The organism is Amycolatopsis sp. cmx-4-54 (assembly GCF_046548895.1).
GTDB lineage: Bacteria > Actinomycetota > Actinomycetes > Mycobacteriales > Pseudonocardiaceae > Amycolatopsis.
In genome coordinates this window covers 233608-254067 of the sequence record NZ_JAEBEJ010000012.1, presented here as the reverse complement: position 1 = coordinate 254067, position 20460 = coordinate 233608, and the positions used below count along the sequence as shown (strand labels likewise).

The 20460-nt window shown below is 68.4% G+C and carries 23 protein-coding genes and 1 pseudogene; 11 read left to right on the top strand and 13 right to left on the bottom strand.

Features of this window, described 5'->3' with window-relative positions:
• Window positions 1-154: 154 nt before the first annotated feature.
• The 4 genes from ACLJQ7_RS34185 to ACLJQ7_RS34170 all read left to right on the top strand — a co-directional run bounded on the left by ACLJQ7_RS34185 (window position 155) and on the right by ACLJQ7_RS34170 (window position 2715).
• Window positions 155-424, top strand: coding sequence for a hypothetical protein (locus ACLJQ7_RS34185; RefSeq protein WP_410652276.1), 270 nt, complete (start codon window positions 155-157; stop codon window positions 422-424).
• A gap of 241 nt (window positions 425-665) precedes the next feature.
• Complete coding sequence (locus tag ACLJQ7_RS34180) at window positions 666-980, top strand: hypothetical protein (protein ID WP_410652275.1); 315 nt, start codon at window positions 666-668, stop codon at window positions 978-980.
• Between the two features lie 34 nt (window positions 981-1014).
• Window positions 1015-2226 (top strand): peptidoglycan-binding protein, encoded by a 1212-nt coding sequence (locus ACLJQ7_RS34175; RefSeq protein ID WP_410652274.1) that lies wholly within the window; start codon window positions 1015-1017, stop codon window positions 2224-2226.
• A 78-nt stretch (window positions 2227-2304) separates the two neighbouring features.
• Window positions 2305-2715 (top strand): hypothetical protein, encoded by a 411-nt coding sequence (locus ACLJQ7_RS34170; RefSeq protein ID WP_410652273.1) that lies wholly within the window; start codon window positions 2305-2307, stop codon window positions 2713-2715.
• A 9-nt stretch (window positions 2716-2724) separates the two neighbouring features.
• Here ACLJQ7_RS34170 and ACLJQ7_RS34165 read toward each other — a convergent pair whose 3' ends face one another.
• Both ACLJQ7_RS34165 and ACLJQ7_RS34160 read right to left on the bottom strand, forming a co-directional pair.
• Window positions 2725-3711, bottom strand: a complete 987-nt coding sequence (locus ACLJQ7_RS34165; RefSeq protein WP_410652272.1) for a glycosyltransferase — start codon at window positions 3709-3711, stop codon at window positions 2725-2727.
• A gap of 52 nt (window positions 3712-3763) precedes the next feature.
• A complete protein-coding gene (locus ACLJQ7_RS34160) occupies window positions 3764-4390 on the bottom strand; it encodes a TetR/AcrR family transcriptional regulator (RefSeq protein ID WP_410652271.1) in 627 nt (208 codons plus the stop codon).
• A 112-nt stretch (window positions 4391-4502) separates the two neighbouring features.
• Between ACLJQ7_RS34160 and ACLJQ7_RS34155 the strand changes: the two genes are divergently transcribed.
• Complete coding sequence (locus tag ACLJQ7_RS34155; RefSeq protein ID WP_410652270.1) at window positions 4503-5855, top strand: flavin monoamine oxidase family protein; 1353 nt, start codon at window positions 4503-4505, stop codon at window positions 5853-5855.
• Window positions 5856-5879: 24 nt separating this feature from the next.
• On the opposite strand, the pseudogene ACLJQ7_RS34150 reads toward ACLJQ7_RS34155, so the two are convergent.
• From ACLJQ7_RS34150 to ACLJQ7_RS34130, 5 genes and pseudogenes are all read right to left on the bottom strand, one after another.
• Window positions 5880-6709, bottom strand: a pseudogene (locus ACLJQ7_RS34150) (hypothetical protein).
• A 190-nt stretch (window positions 6710-6899) separates the two neighbouring features.
• Window positions 6900-7640: a hypothetical protein gene (locus ACLJQ7_RS34145; RefSeq protein ID WP_410652269.1), complete on the bottom strand. Its 741-nt coding sequence runs from the start codon at window positions 7638-7640 to the stop codon at window positions 6900-6902.
• Window positions 7641-7816: 176 nt separating this feature from the next.
• Window positions 7817-8257, bottom strand: coding sequence for a hypothetical protein (locus tag ACLJQ7_RS34140; protein WP_410652268.1), 441 nt, complete (start codon window positions 8255-8257; stop codon window positions 7817-7819).
• 118 nt (window positions 8258-8375) lie between these two features.
• Window positions 8376-8657 (bottom strand): hypothetical protein, encoded by a 282-nt coding sequence (locus ACLJQ7_RS34135; RefSeq protein ID WP_034313446.1) that lies wholly within the window; start codon window positions 8655-8657, stop codon window positions 8376-8378.
• 17 nt (window positions 8658-8674) lie between these two features.
• Window positions 8675-8941 (bottom strand): hypothetical protein, encoded by a 267-nt coding sequence (locus tag ACLJQ7_RS34130; protein ID WP_034313443.1) that lies wholly within the window; start codon window positions 8939-8941, stop codon window positions 8675-8677.
• 154 nt (window positions 8942-9095) lie between these two features.
• Here ACLJQ7_RS34130 and ACLJQ7_RS34125 point away from each other — a divergent pair, with 154 nt between their 5' ends.
• From ACLJQ7_RS34125 to ACLJQ7_RS34110, 4 genes are all read left to right on the top strand, one after another.
• On the top strand, window positions 9096-9518 hold the full coding sequence (locus tag ACLJQ7_RS34125; protein WP_410652267.1) for an XRE family transcriptional regulator: 423 nt from the start codon (window positions 9096-9098) through the stop codon (window positions 9516-9518).
• 2 nt (window positions 9519-9520) lie between these two features.
• Complete coding sequence (locus tag ACLJQ7_RS34120) at window positions 9521-10003, top strand: ImmA/IrrE family metallo-endopeptidase (RefSeq protein ID WP_410652266.1); 483 nt, start codon at window positions 9521-9523, stop codon at window positions 10001-10003.
• Window positions 10000-11082 (top strand): MAB_1171c family putative transporter, encoded by a 1083-nt coding sequence (locus ACLJQ7_RS34115; RefSeq protein WP_410652265.1) that lies wholly within the window; start codon window positions 10000-10002, stop codon window positions 11080-11082. The genes ACLJQ7_RS34120 and ACLJQ7_RS34115 overlap by 4 nt, the downstream gene beginning before the upstream one ends.
• 122 nt (window positions 11083-11204) lie before the next feature.
• Window positions 11205-11492, top strand: coding sequence for a hypothetical protein (locus tag ACLJQ7_RS34110; protein ID WP_410652264.1), 288 nt, complete (start codon window positions 11205-11207; stop codon window positions 11490-11492).
• A gap of 153 nt (window positions 11493-11645) precedes the next feature.
• Here ACLJQ7_RS34110 and ACLJQ7_RS34105 read toward each other — a convergent pair whose 3' ends face one another.
• From ACLJQ7_RS34105 to ACLJQ7_RS34095, 3 genes are all read right to left on the bottom strand, one after another.
• Window positions 11646-12185: a hypothetical protein gene (locus tag ACLJQ7_RS34105; RefSeq protein ID WP_410652263.1), complete on the bottom strand. Its 540-nt coding sequence runs from the start codon at window positions 12183-12185 to the stop codon at window positions 11646-11648.
• A 205-nt stretch (window positions 12186-12390) separates the two neighbouring features.
• Complete coding sequence (locus ACLJQ7_RS34100) at window positions 12391-13365, bottom strand: glycine betaine ABC transporter substrate-binding protein (protein WP_410652262.1); 975 nt, start codon at window positions 13363-13365, stop codon at window positions 12391-12393.
• A 28-nt stretch (window positions 13366-13393) separates the two neighbouring features.
• The gene (locus ACLJQ7_RS34095) at window positions 13394-15802 is read right to left on the bottom strand and encodes an ABC transporter permease subunit (RefSeq protein ID WP_410652261.1); all 2409 of its coding nucleotides are present in this window, start codon (window positions 15800-15802) and stop codon (window positions 13394-13396) included.
• Between the two features lie 310 nt (window positions 15803-16112).
• On the opposite strand from ACLJQ7_RS34095, the gene ACLJQ7_RS34090 reads away from it, so the two are divergent.
• Window positions 16113-16340, top strand: a complete 228-nt coding sequence (locus tag ACLJQ7_RS34090) for a hypothetical protein (RefSeq protein ID WP_410652260.1) — start codon at window positions 16113-16115, stop codon at window positions 16338-16340.
• A gap of 69 nt (window positions 16341-16409) precedes the next feature.
• Here the strand turns inward: ACLJQ7_RS34090 and ACLJQ7_RS34085 are convergent, their stop codons facing one another.
• Entirely contained in the window at window positions 16410-17411 is a 1002-nt protein-coding gene (locus tag ACLJQ7_RS34085) for a saccharopine dehydrogenase (RefSeq protein ID WP_410652259.1), read from the bottom strand.
• Window positions 17412-17495: 84 nt separating this feature from the next.
• On the opposite strand from ACLJQ7_RS34085, the gene ACLJQ7_RS34080 reads away from it, so the two are divergent.
• On the top strand, window positions 17496-18089 hold the full coding sequence (locus ACLJQ7_RS34080; protein WP_410652258.1) for a TetR/AcrR family transcriptional regulator: 594 nt from the start codon (window positions 17496-17498) through the stop codon (window positions 18087-18089).
• A 247-nt stretch (window positions 18090-18336) separates the two neighbouring features.
• Here the strand turns inward: ACLJQ7_RS34080 and ACLJQ7_RS34075 are convergent, their stop codons facing one another.
• Window positions 18337-19755, bottom strand: coding sequence for a WXG100 family type VII secretion target (locus ACLJQ7_RS34075; RefSeq protein WP_410652257.1), 1419 nt, complete (start codon window positions 19753-19755; stop codon window positions 18337-18339).
• Window positions 19752-20147, bottom strand: coding sequence for a type VII secretion target (locus ACLJQ7_RS34070; RefSeq protein WP_410652256.1), 396 nt, complete (start codon window positions 20145-20147; stop codon window positions 19752-19754). Before ACLJQ7_RS34070 ends, ACLJQ7_RS34075 begins: the two co-directional genes overlap by 4 nt.
• Between the last annotated feature and the right edge of the window lie 313 nt (window positions 20148-20460).

Sequence of the window (20460 nt, the reverse complement as noted above, 5' to 3'; positions counted from 1 at the left end):
ACACGCGTGACTGGACGGACGACACGCGTGACTGGACGGACGACACACGTGACTGGACGGACGACACGCGGTGGCACCCCGGTCGCGCGTCGTGTCGTCCATCCAGTCACGCGTGTCGTCCACCGGATCACGCGTGTCGTCCGCCGGATCACGCGTGTCGTCCGTTCGGCACCCGTATCCGCGCCGCTGTGACTGCTGGGACCACCCACGGACCGCGGGAAGCCAGCTCGCGACGGCCGCCGAGCGCCGGGCGGGCGAGGTCCGCGTCCGCAAGATCTACCGGCGGGACTGCTGCTCGACCCGGGATCCGCGCAGGCTGATGGCGGCGCTCGGTGCCGAGTCCCGGTTCCAGGCGGGCGTCCGGGCCCGCGAACTGGGTTTGGTCCAGCCACCCGACCGGGTGAGTATCGGCTGCGGAAAGTAGCTCAGGCCGTCCGGTATGCCGCTGTCCATCGGCGCCGAGAGGGTAAGATTCTGCCGCCGAGGAAGCCGGTGAAATCTTCCGGGAACCAAGGCGCGGCCGGCTGCGTCGGTGTACACGAACGGCGTCATCGCGTTTCGGGAAACGGTGCGCACGCGTGGGTGTGAACTCATAGGGTGCGCGGTAGAGCAGCAGTGTGGGTCAGGCAAGCACGCGCGCAGGCGCCGGACTGGAGGGATCATTCATGACTCGCCGATTCGATCCAGAGCAGATCGCCGCATTGGCCAAGAAGGTCGGCGGCCTCAAGGACGGCTACAGCGGCACGGGCAAGGACCTCGGCGACGGCGATCCCGGCGGCGCGTTCGGTGACCTGAAGAACGCGGCCAGCACGGGGACCACGATGAAGGGTTTCCACCGCGGCGTGAACGCCGAACTCGCGGCCGCCGCGAGGCTGGTCGACGCCGCGTCGAACGCACTGGCCAACGCCGCCCAGCGCATGCGGAACGACGAAGCCGCGGGTGTCGACACCCTCCGCGGCGGCGCCCGCGAGCGGGACTGATCGGACTGAAGACGGGAACCAGGGGGACTTACCGATGACCACCGCGGAGCGGAATCCGAGCACGCTCGACGACCCGTCGCACGACCGTCCGAAGTCGTTGGACGCCATCGACAAACACGCCCAGCAGGCGCAGAAGCTCAATTCGAGCGCCGTCAACGACCAGGCGAGGAAGGTCGGCGGGGCGGCGACGAAGGCGAACGACCTCGGCGACGACCTCAAGGTCTTCCGCGACGACGTCCTGCGCAACTGGGAGGGCAAGGACGCCGACGCCGTCGCCGACCACCTCGAAAAGCTCGGCAAGGCCAGCTACAAGGTGAGCGACAAGGCCGAGGCCGCCAAGAACATCCTCCAGCGGGTGTCCGAGATTCTCGACGAGGTCAAGAAGAAGGTCGCACAGCTCGCCCAGGAAGCCAATGACAAGGACGCGGACAACCGCAAGCTGATCGACTCGGCCCGCCGCCGGAAGAACAGCTCGGAAGACGACAACGAGATCGCCGCCGCCGCGACGGATATCGAGCGGCTCCGGCAGCTCAACGAAAAAGACTCGAACGGCAAGAAGGACGAGATCGAAAAGGCGCTGGACGACGCCGAGAAGCAGATCGACGATCTCCTCAAGCCACTCGGCCTGGAGATCGAAGGCGGTTTCATCGAGCTCATCCCCGCCGACGACGGCCAGACCACGGCGTCGAGCGTCAACGCGAAGCCGGTCAACTCCAACCTGAGCGCCACACCCAGCTACGGCGGGGGAGACGGCGGCGGTGGTGGCGGAGGCGGCGGCGGTGGCGGCGGCCCCGCCGGGGTGCCGGGCGACGGCAGGCCCGCGAAGCCGATCGACGCGCGGGGCGACAATCCGGCGAAGATCGCCGAGCAGTTCCTCGGCCGCAACGCCGGCGACCTCAAGGGCAGCGGTGAGCTGCCCGCCATGCAGTCGTGGGTGCCCAACAACGTCAACTGCGCGAACTTCGTGTCCGGCTGTCTCGAGGCGGCGGGCCTGATCGACAAGGGGCAGGCCAGTGCCTCGGTCGCGGGCCTGTCGGCCAACCTCGAAGCGGACGGCTGGAAGTCGGTGCCGCTCTCCGAAGCGAAACCGGGCGACGTGGTGATCTCGAACAACGGCGGGCACGTCGTGTTGTACGCGGGCGATGGCCAGTTCATCGGCTCGAACAACGTCAACCCCGACGGTTCGCAGAAGATCAGCATGGGCGGCGGTGGCGGCCTCGTGAAGATCCTCACCCCGCCGACCTGATCCGACAGAACGCCGTAGCAGCACCGGGCCGGCTGACGCGTTCGCTCGCGTCGCCGCCCGCCAGTGGGAGGTAGCTCGATGTACACCCCGTCCGCACGACCCGTCCCGGTGTCGCTGAACCCCGGCGACCCGGTCCGGGAAGCGGTACTCCAGGCCGCCACGGCCCGGCTCGACCAGGAATTCGGCGATCGGGTCCAGGTTGCCGTCGAACAGCTCGACCGGCTCGGCCCCTGGGTGTTCCTGCAGGGGACGATGCGCGGCACCGAAGCCGGTCGTTCGTACTACGCCGGCACCATCTACGAGAACAAGCGGGCCGACGGCGTCATGTCCGACGTCTACGTCGCGCTGCTCAAGAAGAGGAGCGAAACGGGCGTCGACGACGACCCGCGGTCCTGGCGGGTGGCCAACTGTGCCATCGGCCCGACCGACGTCGCCTGGCTGACCTGGCCGGACGAGCACGAAGTGCCGCAGGAGCTCTTCGGCTTCTGAGCCGCAGGCTCACGAGGCCCACTCCGGCAGCGCGCGGGCGATCTCGGCGGGGGAGGGCATCCGGGCGATCTCCTCGGCGATCGCCCGGGCCGCGTCGCGATGGGCGTTCCGCCCCAACAGGTTCCCGATGTGTTCGGTGACGGCTTCCGCGCTCGGTTCGCCGGGGTGAAGACTCAGCGCGGCACCCGCCGCGCGGAGGGCTTCGGCGTTGGCGAACTGGTCGGCCCCCTGCGGGAGGATCAGCTGCGGGACGCCGACGGAAAGCGCGCCGAGGGTCGTGCCGCTGCCACCGTGGTGCACGACCACGTCGACGTGCGGCAGCAGGTCCGCCTGCGCGATCCAAGACCGCACCGTCACGTTGTCCGGCACGGCGCCGAGTTCCTCCGGGCGGACCCGTCCCGAGGCGACCACCACAGGCGCGCCGAGCGGAGCCAGCCCCCGGATCACGGTGGTGAGGATTTCCGGCGTGCCGAAGGCGGTGCCGAGCGTCAGATAGATCAGCGGACGAGCGGACTTTTCGACGCGCCACGGAGGCACCGCCGGTTCGGAGTAGGGCACGGGGCGCAGCGCGACGCGTTCGGCCGTCGCTAAGAAGTTCTTGTCCTGCAAGGACTGTGGGCAGATGTCGAAATGCGGCCGGACGGGCCGCGCCGGCGGCTCGAGCCCGATTCCGTCGGGGTACATGCGGCCGAAGCCGTGCCAGAGGCCGGGGATGCCGGCGTTCTCCGCGGCGATGGCCACCCCGGGTTGTCCCCATTCGTGCACGACGAGGTCGGGCCGTAACCGTGCCAGTTCCGGTTCGAGATCCTCGGCGTAGATCTCGTAGAACGCGTCCGCCGGGCGAAAGGGCCTGAGGCCGTTCCTGAGAAGCGGCGCGTGGACGTTCTCTCCGGCGGCGAAATGCACTTCGTGCCCGGCGTCCCTGGCGGCGATCGCGAGCGGGATCAGCGGATAGGTATGGCCGACCGACGCAAGGCTGGCGAAGAGGACTCGCATGCGCACCAGTTTCACTCAGATGTTCAACCCAGATGTTGGGGACATCTGAATACTAGCGCGGATGCCGGGGGCGAGCCGTGACGGGCTGCGGATCCGCCAGCAGCACGACCATGTCCAGCGCCCGTTCGAGGTCGCCGTGGGCGCGCACCGGGTCCGGATTGGCGACGTACTGCAGGATCAGGCCGTCGACCGAGGCCAGCGCGAGCCGCCCCAGCGTGTCGAAGCCGACGGCGCAGCGTTCGCCGGCGGCGATGGCGGCCTGTTCGCAAAGCCTGGTCACGAGCGAGATGTAGCCGTCGTACTGGGACCGGGCAAGGTCCGGTGCCCCGCTCCGCAACGAGTAGCTGGAGAGCTCGTACTGCATGATCTGGAGCCCCACGTCACCCTCGACGAGTCTGTCCCAGAACGTCGTCATGCCCGTTCGGAGCGCGTGCTCGAAGCCCCGGTCCGCTTCGAGGCCGCTGCGCAGCGCGTCGGAGATGTCGTCGACGACCGTGCCGATGACCGCGCGCAACAGCTGATCCTTGCTCGGGAAGACGTAGTGCAGGGTGCCCAGCGAGATCCCCGCTTCGGCGGCCACCGCGCGGAGCGTGGTCCCGGGTACGCCGACGGCGCTGAGCACCCGGATCGCCGCGATGACGATCTGACCCTCGCGTTCCGCCGCCTTCACGTAGGCCATTCGGCTTCTCCTTCGTCAACGGTGTCCGAGTTTCGCATATCGGCTCTTGTGCCCGGTGGAAGCCCGTCCTACTTTAAGTCGGACAACCGACCGACAATTTGGGGAGTCTGCCGTGCGCACTGTCGATGTCGTGGTGATCGGAGCGGGTCTCGCGGGGCTGACAGCCGCTCGCGCGCTGACCGGCGCGGGACGCACGGTCGCCGTGCTGGAGGCACGGGACCGGGTGGCGGGCCGCAACCTGGGTCGAGAGCTGGTCAACGGGGTCCCGGTCGAGCTGGGCGGCCAGTGGATCGGCCGGACGCAGACCGAGGTCCTGAAGCTGGTCACCGAACTCGGCCTCGAAACGTTCCCGACTTATGACGACGGGGCGTCGGTGACGGTCTACGACGGCAGGCGCACCACCTACACCGGCGAAACGTTCGGGCTGTCCGATCGGGCGGCGCTCGAAGTCGGCCGAATGAAGTTCGAGCTCGAGGCTTTGGCGGGCACCGTGTCGCTCGCCTCGCCGTGGACGTCACCCGAAGCCGCGGAGCTGGATCGCAAGACCCTGGACGAATGGCTTCGCGCCGCCACGGACGACGTCGAGGCCCTCGCGTTCTGGGGAGCCGTCGTCCCCGCGGTGTTCTCCGCGGAACCGGCGGAGATGTCGTTGCTGCACTTCCTGTTCTACGTCAAATCCGCGGGCACGCTGGACATCCTCGTCGGCACCACCGGCGGTGCGCAGGAACTGCGGGTCGTGGGCGGCACCCACCTGATCTCCGAGCGGCTCGCCGATCGGCTGGGCGACGTCGTCACGCTCGGCGCGCCGGTTCGCGGCATCGCCCACCACGCGGACGGGGTCGAGGTGCGCCACGACGGCGGGCGGATCGCCGCCCAGCGGGTGATCGTGGCGATCCCGCCCACGCTGGCGGGACGGCTGCACTACGAGCCGGCGCTCCCGGCGGCGCGCGACGGGCTGACCCAGCAGATCCCGATGGGCAGCGTGATCAAGGTGCAGGTGGCCTACCCGGCGCCGTTCTGGCGCGACGCCGGGCTCAACGGGTTCGCGTTCAACCTGGACGACCCGCTGTGCGTCACCCTGGACAACTCGCCGCCGGACGGCTCCTGCGGCGTCCTCGTCGGCTTCTTCGAGGGCGCCCACGCCCGCGAGGCCGCCCGTCTGTCGCCCCGGGAACGCCGCGAGGCCGCCGTGGCCACGCTGGTGAAGCAGTTCGGGCCGGAAGCGGCGGAACCGATCGATTACGTCGAGCAGAACTGGATGGAGGAGGAGTACACCCGCGGCTGCTACGGCGGCCGCCTCGGCGCGGGCGGGTGGACCCAGTACGGTGCCGCGCTGGCCGCACCGGTCGGGCGTATCCATTGGGCGGGCGCGGAGACCTCCGACATCTGGAACGGCTACATGGACGGCGCCGTCCGTTCCGGTCATCGCGCCGCGGCCGAAGTGCTCGACCGTTTGGAGCGGTGAACGCCGGTTTTCGCTTGTCCGGTCTCAGGGGCGGTAGATCTCCTTGACCGTGGTGATCTGCTCTTCCCCGTTCACGGTGATCCGCGCGAGCACCGGGTTGCCGTCCCGCAGTTGCTGGATCAGCTGGTCGTCGCCGCACGGCAGGTCGCCGTTGCCCTCGTCGTCGATGGTGACCGATTCGGCAGGGCACAGGGTGGCCGCGCTGAACACCTCGGCGCCCGGCTGAAGCGGAAGCCGGTACGTCTTGCCGCCGGCCTGGTCGGTCATCAGCTGGAAGCGGACCATCCGCAGGTTCGCGTCGTATCCGGTGAACTGCACCCGCTGGGTGGAGTTCGGGAACTTGCGGTTCTGCTCGGCCGGTGCTTTCCCGGCGCCCGAGGCCTGGTCTCCAGCTGCAGGGAGCTGTTCGGCACGCCACAGACCACCTCGGTCCCGGCCTCCGTCAGGCGGGCGCAGGTCCACCGGCCCTGCACGTCGAGCACCCGCTCGCCGGGGCCTTCGGACCGCGGCAGTTTCCCGTAGTACTCGGTGATCACGTTGTACGCCTCGGTGCAGCCAGGCGTGGTGCCGTCGGTCGCGGCCACCGCGATCAGATCCATCTTCGGCCGCCCTGGCGCACCGACCTGGCCACCGTGCTTGCTGCAGTTGACGTCGCCGCCGGTCGATTCCGCGCCGGAACCTCCGGCGGCCGCTCCCTGGCCACCGCCCGCCTGCGCCTGTTCGACGGCCGCGTTCTTCACCGGAGAACCATTTCCCGCGACATTGTTCCCACTGCACGCGGAAAGTAGTGCGGTGGCGGCGACCGCCCCGCCGACAATGGCTGTTTTGATGGTCTTCTTCGCGGTGAATTTCATTTCAGCGCCCCTCTCGCATTCCTTGGTGAAGCTTTGTCCGGAAGACGCCGGAAGCGGAATGGGGTTGCTTCGAAAAGCCGGTGCCACGCAGAGTTGCCCGAAGGTTCGGACCGCCGTGTCCCCAAGGGCACGGCCCCGGATCACCGCGCAACCTCCCCGGCGTGGGCCGCCGGGGAGAGCGCGGAGCCGGTTACGGGATCACGCGGTTGCGCAGGTTGTTCGGGTACGGGCCTTCGCCGTGGATGTTCAGCTCGTTGCCCACCTCGAAGCTGTAATACGGGTGCGAGCGGAAATAGCTGTCCAGATTGTTGCCACCGAAGCAGATCAGATCCGCGCCACCGGCCGCCCTCGGCCCGTTGCACAGGCTGAGCGTCGGATATCGGAAGGAATCCACCGGCCGGAAACCGGCACCGCCGGGACCGGGAACGGGCAGGTGCCCGATCAGCCCGCCGGGATCACCCGGCCAGTTCGACTCGACGGGCTGCCGCCGCCCGTCCGCGAACAGCACGCCCTGGATGTTCCGTCCGGGCGGCTCGGTCTCCAGCACCGTGCCCGCGACGAGCGCGCCGAGACTGAACCCGACGATGTAGACCTTCGTTTCGAGGTCGCAGCCATAGGTGACATAAAGGTTGTACAGCGCAGTCCGGAGATTGGCGACGCCCGCGTCGACGTCGGCGTACAGGTTCACGTCCCCGGCGCCGTTGGGATACGGAATGCGCACCGGGTCGGCGCCGCCGGGAGCGAACGCCCGGTCCAGGAGTTTCTGTGCCCCGCCGTCCTGATAACCCGGGACGACGAACATGACGGGCCCGCACGGGCCGTCGGGCCGCGCGGGTGCCGCCTGTGCCGCGCCCGATCCGGCGATCGCTCCGGCCAGGGTGACGACGGACAGGACGGCGGTCGCGAGCAGACGTGCTCCGGTTCTTTTCATCGGTTTCTCCCCACTGTCGGATTTCCTCGCCGAACGCTAATGAGCGCCGATGAAATACCGATGAAATGCGGGAGAGTGCGGCCGTCGTGCCCACTTTCGGGTGAATTTGCCGTCCGCCGCGGCGAATGGCGGGAAACCGGCGGATCACATTGTCCTCTGTGGACAGATGTGATCCGTCAGCGGCGGCCGGCGGCCAGGATGACGAGGAACTGACCTCCGCCCGGCTCGACGCCCGCGGTCACCGGCAATCCCGGTACCAGGCGGGAAAACCGGTCTTCGAGCCAGTCCGCCGCTTCTTTGGCGTCTTGCTCGGTCGGACAGCGGGCCACCATTTCGCGGCCGCCCTTGCGCTCCAGCCGTCCGGCCACGGTGATCAGCGGCGCGGGTTCGACCACGTGCAGGCGGTCCGGCCAGGCGATGACCACCTTCACCGCGCCCTTGCGGGTGTTGCACCCGCGATGCGCGAGCCGCTCGGGGATCTTGGCCTTCCGATCGGCGGTCCGGCTGTCGACACTCGGCCCGCGCGGGTCGTTCACCGACATGTCCGGGTCGACCGGTTCGTCGCACACCCAGCAGCGCCAGCCGTCGCGCTCGGCCACGTCATCGAGAAGACTCATGCGATCAACCTAGTCTGCCGCTCCGCGCGTGCGTGCGACGAGCCGTGATCGTTCCGACGGGTCGCGAAAGCCACTTCCGCGACATCAGGTGTCCCGAAAGTGGCTTTCGCCGCACCGCCTACTTCGTGCAGTGGATCCCGGCTTCACCCCGGTACATCACGGAGCTGATCCTCACCGAGTACAGGTGGATGGTCACGCACCGCTCCTGCGCGAACCCGTACATCGAAGCTTCGTTGTAGGCCTGCAGCAACGCCGTCCGCTTGGCCGAGGCCGACGTCTTCTCCACGGTGGTCCCGAGGAACGCCCGGGTCTCCTCGGCGCTCGCCACTCCCGGTGCGAGTGTCATGAGTCCCGCGAGGACTACGGCGGCCCCCGTGGCGCGGGCGATCGTTCTGTTCATGATTTCCCCTCCTGATTTCATCGCTGGCAGTAGAGCCAGACGGTCGCGCTGTAGTAGCTCGTGTGCGATCGGACGTCGGCGCTGCGCCGATAGCACTGCGAGTCCAGCCAGCCGGTGTTGCGCGCGAAGGTGCGGGCGACCTTCTCCGCCGAGCTGATGGCGTCCGCCGGGTACGGTCCGATGCCGGTGGCGTGGAAGTCCCCCGTCTCCACGGCGAAAGCGGGCGGCGCCGACAAGGTCACCGCGGCCACCGCCAGGGCGGCCGCGGTCAGCAACTTCTTCATGAGAGCTCCCCTCTGAGTCGTCAGCCAGAATCGACTGACTCCCTTCAGTCGTTCATCTCAGCTAACGTGATGACCGTAAGGGAGGGTCGGATCGACTGTCAACTCATGTGAACGGCAATCTAGAAGAGATTCATTTCAGCTTACGGAGGTGAAGATGACCGAACCACGGGCGACCACGCTCACCGACCGGATCGACCGCCTCTTCCAGGTGGTCCGGCGGCCCAACGGCGAGCAGCACAGCCACGAGGAGGTGGCGCGGGCCTGCCGGGAGAGCACCGGCGAGTCGTTTTCCGCCGCCTATCTCTGGCAACTGCGGACGGGCCGCAGGGACAACCCGACCAAACGGCACCTCGAAGCGCTCGCCGCGTTCTTCCAGGTGCCGCCCGCGTACTTCTTCGACGACGAACAGGGAAGGGCTCTTGCCGAAGAGGTCGAGTTGCTGGGAGCGTTGCGCAACACCGCGGTGCGCAACCTGGCGTTGCGCGCGGTGACGCTGTCCGAGGAGGGGCTCGGCACCGTGTCCGACATCGTCGAGGCGATCAAGCGGCGCGAGTCCCTGCGTGACCAGGGGGAGTAGCCATGTTCGGCAGGAAGAGCGCGCTCTGGCGCAGATGTGAGCGGATCGCCTCCACCGTGCGACTACCGGAACCGTTCGACGTCACCACGTTGTTCGCCGAGGTCGCGGCGACGCGCGGGCGGCCCATCGAACTGGTGGCGCTCGAGGCGCGGCCGGGGGCGCCGTGCGGCGTGCTGGCGGCCACCGACCGGGCGGACTACGTCTTCTACACGCGGGACACTTCTCCGTTGCATCAGCGGCACATCCTGCTGCACGAACTCGGCCATCTGCTGTGCGGGCACGTCGAAGGCGAGGTGCGGCCGGAGGCGATCGCCGCGATGGTCGCGCCCTCGCTTTCGGTGGATCTGGTCCGCCGGGTCCTCGGCCGCACGACGTATGCGCAGGAGCAGGAGAAGGAGGCCGAACTCTTCGCGTCATTGCTCATGCGCCGAGCCGTGAGCGCCGGGCCGGAATCCGATCGGCTGCGCCACGCCCTCGGTTCGTGATCAGCTACCTGTCCGCCGCGCTGCTGGCGTTGATCGGCTTCACCCGGCTGATGGCGGTCCGCGCCGGGCCGCGGCATCTGGCCACGTTCTTCCTCAGCATGGCGGCGGGCCTCGCCGTCTCCGCCGACGTCACGGTCCGGTTGCTCGGTGACGACCTGCTCCCGCGGCTGGTCACCAACGCGCTGCAACTGCTCGCGATGCGCGCGCTGGTCCAGGTGGTCCGCAGTACCCGGTCACCGGTAAAGCCGACCCCGTTCTGGCCCATCGTGCTCTGCTGGGCGGTGATGATCCTGTGCTACGTGGACATCGTCCCGCATCGGCTCGAGCTGGGCACGTCCGCGTTCCAGTGGCGATCGAGCGTCGTCGCGTATCAGGTGGTCCTCTCGACGTACGGGGTCACCTGCCTGGTGATGTTCACCCGTACGCTGGCCCGCAGCGCCGCGGGCCGTCCACAAGGGACGTTCCGGACCGGCCTGCGGATCCTGATCTGCGCCGCCGTCGCGACCATCGCGTGGGTCCTGTTCTCCGGGCTTCCCACGCTGTGGCTGGAGATCACCGACCTCGCGGACCTCGACTTCATGCCGCGCGCCCGCCTCGTCGGGCTCGGCGCGATGGTGCTGTGGGTCCTCGGCGGACTGTTCACCACCTGGGACGGCGCGCTCCGGCTGGCCCGCGCGTGGCGGGGGATCCGGGCGGTGACACCGTTGTGGAAGGAACTCGTCGCCGCCCACCCACAGATCGCGCTGCCCGTGCGTCACGATCTCGAGTTCACGTTGTACCGCAGGGTGATCGAGATCCGTGACGGCCTGCTCGCGTTGCGGGCACACGTTCCACCGCAGCTCGGGGATTGGCTGCGCACCCCGGTCGACGAACCCACGCGCGCCGCCGCCGAACTCGCGGCGGCGCTGGTGATGCGTGAGGCCGGCCGCAGCTGGCCGCGCCCTCCGGCCGGGCCGGACAGCGCGCATCCCGGTGTGCGGGAGGAAAGCGCCTGGCTGAGCGCGGTGTCGTCCGCGTTCACGCGCTCCCTCGTCGTGCGGGAAGTACGGGAACGCGCACTGGCGGAGGCCGGGCGGTGAACCCGGCCGCTGCTCGGGGACGAAGATTCGGGCGATACTCGCGTCCGCCCCGCTCAAGCCGAGCCGGCGCCCGGTTTCGCCGTTCGCCGGATCCGCGGGTGCCCGGCTGTTAGGGTCCGGCCATGCGGGTGTGGTGGTGTGGCCTGGTCGTGGGCGCGGTCGCGCTGCTCGGCGCGTGCGCCGGAGGCGGGTCGGGGCAGGGCAAGGTGGTGCCCTCGTCGACGGCGACCATCCCGACGACAGGCCTTGTGCAGACGACGTCGCGGCCGCCGGAGACGCCGGTGACCACCACGACCCGGAGTGCGACGCCTACCACGACGCGCGCGACGACCCAGCGCACCACGACTCAGCGCAAGACGACCGCGAATCGCCCGACGCCCCCGCGCCGGACTCCGCCCCGGACCCGCTGAGGCCGCGCCAGAGCCGCGGAAAAGTCAGTCTACTGTGGACAGTCACGCTGTCCGTGCCCTCTCCGGGCCGCGAGACCGTCACATCCGCTCGGGCCGGGTGGTATAGGTTGGTGCACCGGAAACCCGCGCGCGTTGCTGTGGTCACGATCTGTCTCAACTCAAAGTCATGAAGATTCCTGCGGCTACCGTGGTCGTCGGGCTCCGCAAGCCTGTCGCACCGATTTCGACGACTACGTCGCGGCCCTTGCCTTGCTCCGGGTTCTTCATTCCGTCTCGCAGGTTCTTCAAAGGAAAGTATATGTAATAGCTCCAGCCTGGTCCCAGGGTGACCGGCAGGCAATCCTTGCAGCGTACGATGTCTCCTTTGTGCAAAGTGCAGTAGAACGCCGCCTTGTCGGTCGTATGGTTCAGCCACGAGTTCTCCCCTTGTTGAAACCGCGCGCTCGACAGGGCTGTGTCGGACCGGCCGGTATTGGTGACCTTGACGGCCAGCCAAATCTGCTTGTAGCGCGCCAGGAGCTCGTCGGTGACCTTGGGGGCCTTGCCGCTGTCAAGCCATACGTCCTGCTTTCCGCTTTCGCCGTGCACAAATTGAATTCTGCTACTGAATTCCAACCGGGGGCCGGAGACCTCGAACTGCTCCTTGGCCTCCTCGAGCTGCTTGTTCGCCCAGAAGGCGCCCGCCGCGGACACCAGGAGGGAAATTATTCCCACGATAAGCGCACAGGACGCTATCTTGTTCTGTCTTATGAGGTGGCGGGTCGCATCTTTCCCCTGGAAGTCCTCTATGACCACCGTTCGCCCCTCAAGTCTCGCGCGGCTGCCCGTACTCTTGCCCGACAGTCGCCGCTACGGACCGGCGTGTTACGACGATCGACGAGTCCCGGTTCCGGCGGGTTCAGCTGATGAAGCCCGCCGATTTGAGCCAGTCGCGGGCGACCGTGGCGGGCTTCTGGCCGTCGACGCTGACCTTCTTGTTCAGGTCCGTGAGCGTCGCGGTGTCGAGCTTCTCGGCGATCGGCGTGAAGACCTGCTCCAGCTGCGGGTATTTCTGGGCGAGCGGAGCGGTGATCGTGATCGCGGGGTTGTACGTCGGGAAGAAGTGCTTGTCGTCCTCGAGCACGGTGAGGTTCTGCGCGGCCACGCGCCCGTCGGTGGACGCGACCGAGCCGAAGGCGCAGGGCTCTCCCTTGCCGATGCTCGGGTAGACGACGGCGTCGTTGAGCAGGTGCACGTGCGGGTCGGGCAGGGTGAACCCGTAGGTCTTCGCCAGGCCGGGGAACCCGTCGTCGCGGCTTTTGAACTCCGGCCCCATACAGGTCGAGGCCGCGGCCGGGTCCCGCTTCACCAGGGCCGCGTAGTCGGACAGCGTCTTCACGCCGGTCCGGGCCAGCGTCGCCGGATTGCCGGCGAGGGCGTAGGTGTCGTTGGCCGGCGAGCGTGCCCACCAGGTGACTCCGTTGGCGGTGTCGGCCTGTTTGACCGCTTCGAACTGCGCCTGCGGATCACTGATCGGCTTGGTCTGGTTGAGGTAGCTGATCCAAGCGGTGCCGGTGTATTCCCAGTACAGGTCGACCGCGCCGCTGGTGAGCGCCTGGCGGACGTTGCTCGAGCCGGTGATGTTGGTCTTGTCCTGCGGGCTCGCCCCGGCCGCCTGCAGCGCGACGAGGGCGATCTGGCCGAGCAGCAGCTGCTCGTCGAACTCCTTGGAGCTGACGCGGATCTGGGCGCCGTTCAGCGCGTCGATCTTCTTGATGGATCCCGCGCCCACCTGGGCACCGGTCTCGTCCTTGCCGATCGTGCAGCCGGCCGCGAGAGCGGCTGACACGACGAGCGCGAGTACAGCGGCGGTCGTGCGCTGGAGCATCCGCATGGGTTGGTCCTCCTTGACGTCGGTCGAGCTACGTGCCGCGCGGGTGCAGGACCTCCTCGGCGACCAGCCCGAGCCAGTCGACGAAGAGCGCCAGTGCGGCGACGATGATGCCGAAGGTCAGGCTCAGGATCGGGCGGTTCAGCCCGATCCCGGCGACAAGTCCTCCGCCGAGACCACCACCGTCGATGAACGTCGCCAGCGTCGCGCTCGCGATGGTGAGTACCAGCGCGGTCCGGATCCCGGCGAGGATCACCGGGACGGCCAGCGGCAGTTCGATCCGCCACAGGATGGCCGCCTTGCCCATGCCCATTCCGCGCGCGGCGTCGACGACGGTCGGGTCGACGCCGTCGAGCCCGACGATCGTGTTGCGCAGCACCGGCAAGGTCGCGTAGACGACGAGTGCCGTCACCGCCGTCGCGGTGCCTGTGCCGATCCAGAGCGCGAGCAGCACGACGAGCCCGATCGACGGGATCGCCTGGCCGAGGTTGCCCAGCCCCAGGCCGATGGGCCGGGCCCAGCGGGCGCCGGCGCGAGTGAGCAGGACGCCGAGCGGGAGGGCGATGGCGATCGTGCACACCGTCGAGATCAGGGTGAGCCGCAAATGCGCGCCCAGTTCGGTGAAGATCTCTCCGGCGTTGAGAAAGCGCTGTTCGATCGAGTCGAGCGGGTGCGCGCGCACGATCATGAAGAGCGCCAGCAAGGCCAGGGTCAGCAGGATCGGGCGCACCAGCAGCCCGAGCCGTCGCCGATGAGGCCGCACCGGCACCGTGGTGTCCGAACCTGGCGCAGGTGCCTCCTCGACGTCCGAGACCGCGGGTGCGGGTGCTTCGGCAGTGGTCCGCAGCGCCGCGACGAGGCTGGGCACGTCGCACACCATCGGCGGCCGTGCGGTGCTGTCTTCGGTGACCACGACCGCGGTGCTGCCGGTCCGCACCATCACGTCCAGCACATCCCGCAGGGTGTCGTCGGGCCGGACCGGCGGCAGGCCGTCCGACCCGGCCGCCGGCTGGAGCTCCAGGTCACCCACCCGGATGAGCGCGAGCCGTTTCAGGTTCCGCTTCGAGCCGACGAAGCTCGCGACGTAGTCGTCCGCCGGCGCGGCGAGGATCGCCTGTGGCGTGTCGTACTGGGCGATCACCGACCGCGGCCGCAGCACGGCGATCCGGTCGCCGACCTTCAGCGCCTCGTCGAAGTCGTGTGTGACGAACACGATCGTCTTACGCACTTCCCGTTGCAGGCGAAGGAATTCGTCCTGCAACCGGGCGCGTGTGATCGGATCGGTGGAACCGAACGGCTCGTCCATCAGCATGACCGGCGGATCCGCGGCCATCGCCCGCGCCACGCCGACGCGCTGCTGCTGACCGCCGGAAAGCTCACGCGGATACCGGATGCCGTGCTCGCGGGTCAGGCCGACGACGTCGAGCAGCTTGCCTACGCGGTCGGCGATACGTCGTCGAGTCCAGCCCAGCATCCGCGGCACCACGCCGATGTTGGCGTCCACCCGCAGGTGCGGGAAGAGGCCGATCTGCTGGATGACGTAGCCGGTGTTGCGCCGGTGTTCGTCGAGGTCGAGCGCCGACACGTCGGTGCCGCCGATCGTGACGACGCCCGCGGAGGGCTCGACGAGCCGGTTGATCATCCGCATGGTCGTCGTCTTGCCGCATCCCGACGGACCGGTGAGCACGACGATTTCGCCCGCGGGAACGCGCATCGTCAGGTTTTCGACCGCCGGTACCGCACGGCCGGGGTAGTTCTTGCTGACGTCCCGCAGTTCGATCGTCTCACCGCCCATCCCGGCCGCCGCTCCCGACGCCGCCGAAGCCGCCGCCCGGCGGGCACGGGGACGTCGCCGTGTCGTCAGCTTGCCGACCACCACGAAGGCCAGGTCGAACAGCAACGCCAGCACCATGATCCCGAGCGTTCCGGTGAGTACCTGGTTCAGTGAGTTGACCGAGCCGAACCGGCCGAGACCGTCGAAGATCTCGTTGCCGAGGCCCGGGCCCTTGACATACGCGCCGATGGCCGCGATACCGATCGTGATCTGCGTCGAGACCCGGATGCCGGAAAGGATCACCGGCCAGGCAAGCGGCAGGCGCACGCGGAACAGCAGCCGCGCGCGGCCGAACCCCATCCCGCGCGCCGCGTCCACCACGGCCGGATCGACGCCACGCAACCCGACGATCGTGTTGCGCGTGATCGGCAGAAGCGCGTAGAGCACCAGTGCGCACAGGACATTCGTCAGCCCCAGCCCGAACGGGCCGATCAGGATGCCCAGCAGCGCGATCGACGGGATGGTCAGGAACGCCGCGGTCGTCGTGGTCGCCATCGCGCCGAGCCACCGCCGCCGGTAGGTGAGCAGCCCGATCGTCATTCCGATCAGCACGGCCAGTGCCATCGCCGCCAGGGTGAGATCCACGTGCAGGATCGCGTCGTTCACGACGTCGATCCAGTTCTCTCGGAGGTACTCCGACAGGCTCAGGGCGCCGCTCCTCTGACGTCGCAGGGCAGAAAATGGCCGACCACGTCAGGTTCGGCCAGGTCTCAGCCCAACACGTCCGAGGGCTCCTGTCCACAGCTCGGCGTAAAGATTCGGCACGGCTCGAGTGCGCACGCCGATTCTCGGTGTGGTGGGGAGAAGGTGTCACCGGCCATCGATCCGGGTACCCCTTGGACACGGTTCACACTTCGGCTCGAGCGGGGACTGGATGGTGGGGGATTACTGGTGGGTCGGTGCGGTGGGTGCGGCGATGGTCGTCGGCACCGGCGTGCTGCGCCGGTCAGAAGACCGCAAGTGGCGATCGTTCGTCCTCGAGATCGGCACTCAGGCGGGTTGGATGCTGGTCATCGTGTTCGTGATCAAGCCTCTGGTGCCGGCGAATATCCTCGGGACCATCATTCTGGTCGTGATCGTTCTCTGTGTCCTCGCGGTTCCCTTGGTCACTTTGAGCACGAGGAAACGACACAAACCGGAGTAGGGACAGGCCAAGGCCTCCGGACGCAACCGTCCATTATGGACAATATGGCGGCTGCGCCCGGAGGCGGCCTCACGCGTCGACGAAGAGCGTGCCGGCGTCAGCGAGTCGTTCGACCACGTGGGCCGGTTCGAGCAAGGCCTCCGGGGTGTAGAGGCCGGGCGGCACCGCTTCTCCGCGCAGGCCGAGCAAGCGTTCGAGCCCCAAGGCGAGGCCGAGCGAGGTCAGCGGACGCTGGCCGTGCGGATGGATCATGTACCGGCTGACGCTCAAGGGGTCACCCGTCGGGCCCGCCCCGTCGAGATCGACGCGAATCTCGACGGACGGACCGTCGCCCCGGCGCGATCCCGCGGATCCACCGACCGCGAACACGAATTCGACGTTCGGCGCGCCCGTCGCGAGCGACAGGCTGGTCACGTCGAGGATCGGAACGGTCTGGCCGGTGACCGTGGTGCCGTCGAGGCTGCGCAGCTCCACCCGGGACTCGGCCGCGCCGGACCAGGCGAACACGCCGTCGCGCCGCGCGTACCCGGCCGAGGTGACCTCCGCCCAGCGCGCCAGATCCGCGAGTCCCGCGGGCCCGCCCGCGTCGTTCTCATCGAGGATCGCGCCGATCCGGATCGTGTCGACCCGATCGAACCGCTCGGCCCACGCCAGCACGGTGAGGGTGATGACGCCCGCGGCCCAGTGGCTGGCCATCAGCACCGGCGCGGCCGCCGGGCGCTGCGCGACTGCGGTGACCTCCGGCGCGATGTCGATCATGCCGCTGGACAGGCTGGCGTAGGGCACACCGTGGTCCTGGGCGAAACGCAGCCCGTTCAGCCTGCTGTCCCACAGCGTCGCGACCACCGCCGTGTACTGCCCGCCGGCGGGCAGCCCGAGATCACCGCGGGCGAGATCGACGGTCACCGCGGTGGCGCCGCCCACTTCGTCGGCCACCCGCCGCGCGCGTGCCAGATTCCGGCCCGCGATGGTCAACGGCAACTCCGGGTACCACCGCCGTAAGAGGGCGGCGGTATCCGAGCCCGCCTGCCCAGCCCCGCCCAGTAACAGAACCGATCCCCGCTGCTCCACGTGTTCCTCCTTCGATTCCCCAAAACCTACATTTTGTAACTTACACGATGTAGCTAGGATGGTGTGGATCACGAGAGGAGGGCGATGACCACCGCACCGACCCGTCTGTCCAAACAAGCCCGGCGCGAGCAGTTGCTCGACGTGGCCCTGGCGATCGTGCGGGCGAGTGGCGCCGACGGGTTGACGCTGCCCACCCTCGCCGAGGCGGCCGGGGTGAGCAGGCCGATCGTGTACGACCACTTCGGTACCCGCCCGGGACTGTTGCTGGCGCTCTATCAGCGACTCGACGAACAGCACCGGACCGCCATCGCGCAGGCGCTGAAACAAGCCTCGCCGACCGCGGCGGACATCGCGGGGACCATCAGCGTCGCCTACTTCGCCTGCGCCACCGACCTTCCGGAGTTCAACGCCGTTTCCTCGGCGCTGAAAGGCAATCCGGAAATGGAGGCGATCCAGCACGAGCTGCACGACGGCTACACCGATCTGATGGCCGACGCTTTGACGCCGTACTCCCCCCTGGACCAGGCGGCACTGAGACTGCACTGCGTCGGCGCGCTCGGCGCCGCCGAGGCGATCGCCGTCGAACTGAACCGGGGCGCCACGACCGCCGCCGACGCCATCACGGCTTTGACCGGCGTCATTCTCGGCCGCATCGAGCGAGCCGACGGCAGGACGTGATCCCTGGTCCCAGAAGGCTCAGGTCGGACACCACCGCGTCCTGGCCGAAACCGACGCCGCGGGCCACCTCGGCGGCGGCACGACTCAAGGGCTCGGCCTGTGCAGGGCCTTCGGAGGTCGCCCGCTTGGGGAACCTATGGCGAGGTAGGGCCAAAATGGCGTGATCGAGCCCCTGTCGCGCAGGCTCTCAGCGCTGACTTCGCGATGAGAGGGGACAGCGTGGTCCCGAGTACCCGCCGGTTGACGATCAAGGGACCTCGTAGAACTTGTCGTAGTGGCCCGGCGCGTAATAGAACTTGCCGTTTTCGTCCATGACGAGGCGATCCGGCTTCGGCCGCTTGTCCTCCGGCAACGGCTTGCCGTGCACGTCCGTGTACTGGTCGGCGTCCCGGATGGGTTTGTTGTCGTACTTGGGTGTCGGGTGGACATCGAACTCGTAGTACTTGCCGTTGTACGGTTTAACCGGCTTACCGTCCGGGCCGAACGGTTGAGCGGCGGAATTGTGGCCGTCGCTCGTCTTGCCGTTGTGCGGCAGCCTGCCCTCGTTCCCGACCTTGCCGCCCGCCTGGCCGTGGTTCCCGTAGATCCGGCCGCCCCAGGTCGAGCCCGGGCCGGGGGTGGGGTTGTTCCCCAAGCCCAGCGAGTTGAGCTTGTTGTTGTCCACGTTGTCGTGCCAGGCGCCGAACTGGCCGCTGTCCTTGTGGTCGCGGATCCACTGTTTCATCTTGATCGCCGCGTCCTTCTGCGCCTGGGTCAGCTCGTCGAACTTGCCGAGGTTCGGCGAGAGGTCGGACGGCTGCTCGGGTTTCGGCTGAGGCTTCTTCCCTTTGCCGCCGCCTCCGCCGCGCGTGCCGCTGTACTCGCCGCCGCCCGGTTTCGGGCCACCGGGTTTCCCCGCCGGACCGGTCTTGCCCGTGTCGATCTTGCGGAGCGCCTTCTCCGCCTCGGCGAAGATGTTCTTCGCCTTCTTCATCAACGGCGCGAGCGCCCTCATCGCCTTGATCAGTTTGGTGACGACGGTGGCGATCTTGGCGGCGGTCTTCGCGATGGCGGCGGTGACCTGGGGCAGCACCCAGGTCATGCCGATGCCGGCCGTCGCCAGTACCTGCAGGGCCCAGCTGATCAGCCTGGCGATCAGTTCGGCGATGGTGTCGCGGACCAGGGTGCGGACCGCGGTGACGACCTCTCCGCCGATCCGGGTGCCGGACGACGCGCCGCCGGCGGCCTGCTGGCAGGCGCCGATCAGCGCCGCGACGTCCGCTCCCCGCGTCCGGTAGGCGTCACCGGCGGTACCGGCCCAGTTCGCGGTTTCGGCGACGACCATCGCGTCCAGATCGACACTGATCGAGCCGAGTTCACCGGCCACGTTCTGCCACGTTTCGGCGTGCGCGGCGATCTCGTCCGGTGCTCCGGCGAGGGCGTCGAGCGCCTCCTTCAGCGGTCCGACATGCTCCATCAGCCAGCCGACCCCGGCGGCGAGGATGGTGCCGAACGGATCGAGGGCCGCGGACACCGCGTCCATGGCGAGGCCGACCGAGCCGAGGGCGACGGACGCCCAGTCACCGCTTTCGATGGACGCCTTGAGTTCGGTCGCGGACTCGAGCAGGGGAACGCCGGACACCGCGGTGGTGGAGTCCTTCGGTGTGGCGACGAGAGGGTTGGTCATCGCTGGACCTTCTCCTTCGCCGGAATCGCGGCCTCGTACTGCTTGAACATGTCGACACCGGCCGCGTCCTGCTCGGTGTAGGACTGTTCGGCCGTGCGCAGGTTGGCGGCGGTCGCCTTCACGCCGTCGATCGCGGCCTTGATCGAGTCGATCGTCTTCTCCTCCACCGGGTTGATGAAGGGCGGCACGAAGGCGCAGATCAAACCGTAGGCCTCGTCCGACATGGCCGCGGTGTTCGCCGCCGCCAGCACGGTGCCCAGCCGCTCGGCGATCCCGTCGACGTTGGCCGCGTGCTTGCCGATTTCGGCCGGTACGACCTGGAAACTCATCTGCCTTCCCTTCGCGTGGAGACGTCGCTCCCGCTCGATGATCGTCAGGCTCAACGCGGACACGATGCCATCCGCTCGAGGCCGGCGTACGAGCTTTGGGCGGACGGACACCTCTTCTTGCCCGAAAGGGCACGAGCCGGACGGGTCCACTGTGGACACTCAGTGATCACGCGGCTTCGGGGCGAGGGACTGAGTCAGCAGGCGAAGCGGTTTTCCCTGTTTGTCCAGCGGGATGATGTGTCCGCCGTCCATCTCTGTCTTGCGTTCTGCCAATGCACGGCTGCACCGGGCCCAGCACTCGGAGACCCGGTTCCAGTTCGTCAACGTGGCCCGCTGGACGAGCCGGGAGGCGTGGGAGGCCGCCACCGCGGACTCC

Excerpts from the sequence above, each read along its gene's own strand:
- ACLJQ7_RS34180 (WP_410652275.1), top strand. The coding sequence starts at position 666 with ATGACTCGCCGATTCGATCCAGAGCAGATCGCCGCATTGGCCAAGAAG.
- ACLJQ7_RS34100 (WP_410652262.1), bottom strand. The coding sequence starts at position 13,365 with ATGCGGATGCTCCAGCGCACGACCGCCGCTGTACTCGCGCTCGTCGTG.
- ACLJQ7_RS34160 (WP_410652271.1), bottom strand. The coding sequence starts at position 4,390 with ATGGCCTACGTGAAGGCGGCGGAACGCGAGGGTCAGATCGTCATCGCG.
- ACLJQ7_RS34090 (WP_410652260.1), top strand. The coding sequence starts at position 16,113 with ATGGTCGTCGGCACCGGCGTGCTGCGCCGGTCAGAAGACCGCAAGTGG.
- ACLJQ7_RS34080 (WP_410652258.1), top strand. The coding sequence starts at position 17,496 with ATGACCACCGCACCGACCCGTCTGTCCAAACAAGCCCGGCGCGAGCAG.
- ACLJQ7_RS34110 (WP_410652264.1), top strand. The coding sequence starts at position 11,205 with ATGCGGGTGTGGTGGTGTGGCCTGGTCGTGGGCGCGGTCGCGCTGCTC.
- ACLJQ7_RS34165 (WP_410652272.1), bottom strand. The coding sequence starts at position 3,711 with ATGCGAGTCCTCTTCGCCAGCCTTGCGTCGGTCGGCCATACCTATCCG.
- ACLJQ7_RS34175 (WP_410652274.1), top strand. The coding sequence starts at position 1,015 with ATGACCACCGCGGAGCGGAATCCGAGCACGCTCGACGACCCGTCGCAC.
- ACLJQ7_RS34120 (WP_410652266.1), top strand. The coding sequence starts at position 9,521 with ATGTTCGGCAGGAAGAGCGCGCTCTGGCGCAGATGTGAGCGGATCGCC.
- ACLJQ7_RS34170 (WP_410652273.1), top strand. The coding sequence starts at position 2,305 with ATGTACACCCCGTCCGCACGACCCGTCCCGGTGTCGCTGAACCCCGGC.
- ACLJQ7_RS34075 (WP_410652257.1), bottom strand. The coding sequence starts at position 19,755 with ATGACCAACCCTCTCGTCGCCACACCGAAGGACTCCACCACCGCGGTG.
- ACLJQ7_RS34145 (WP_410652269.1), bottom strand. The coding sequence starts at position 7,640 with ATGAAAAGAACCGGAGCACGTCTGCTCGCGACCGCCGTCCTGTCCGTC.
- ACLJQ7_RS34135 (WP_034313446.1), bottom strand. The coding sequence starts at position 8,657 with ATGAACAGAACGATCGCCCGCGCCACGGGGGCCGCCGTAGTCCTCGCG.
- ACLJQ7_RS34130 (WP_034313443.1), bottom strand. The coding sequence starts at position 8,941 with ATGAAGAAGTTGCTGACCGCGGCCGCCCTGGCGGTGGCCGCGGTGACC.
- ACLJQ7_RS34140 (WP_410652268.1), bottom strand. The coding sequence starts at position 8,257 with ATGAGTCTTCTCGATGACGTGGCCGAGCGCGACGGCTGGCGCTGCTGG.
- ACLJQ7_RS34125 (WP_410652267.1), top strand. The coding sequence starts at position 9,096 with ATGACCGAACCACGGGCGACCACGCTCACCGACCGGATCGACCGCCTC.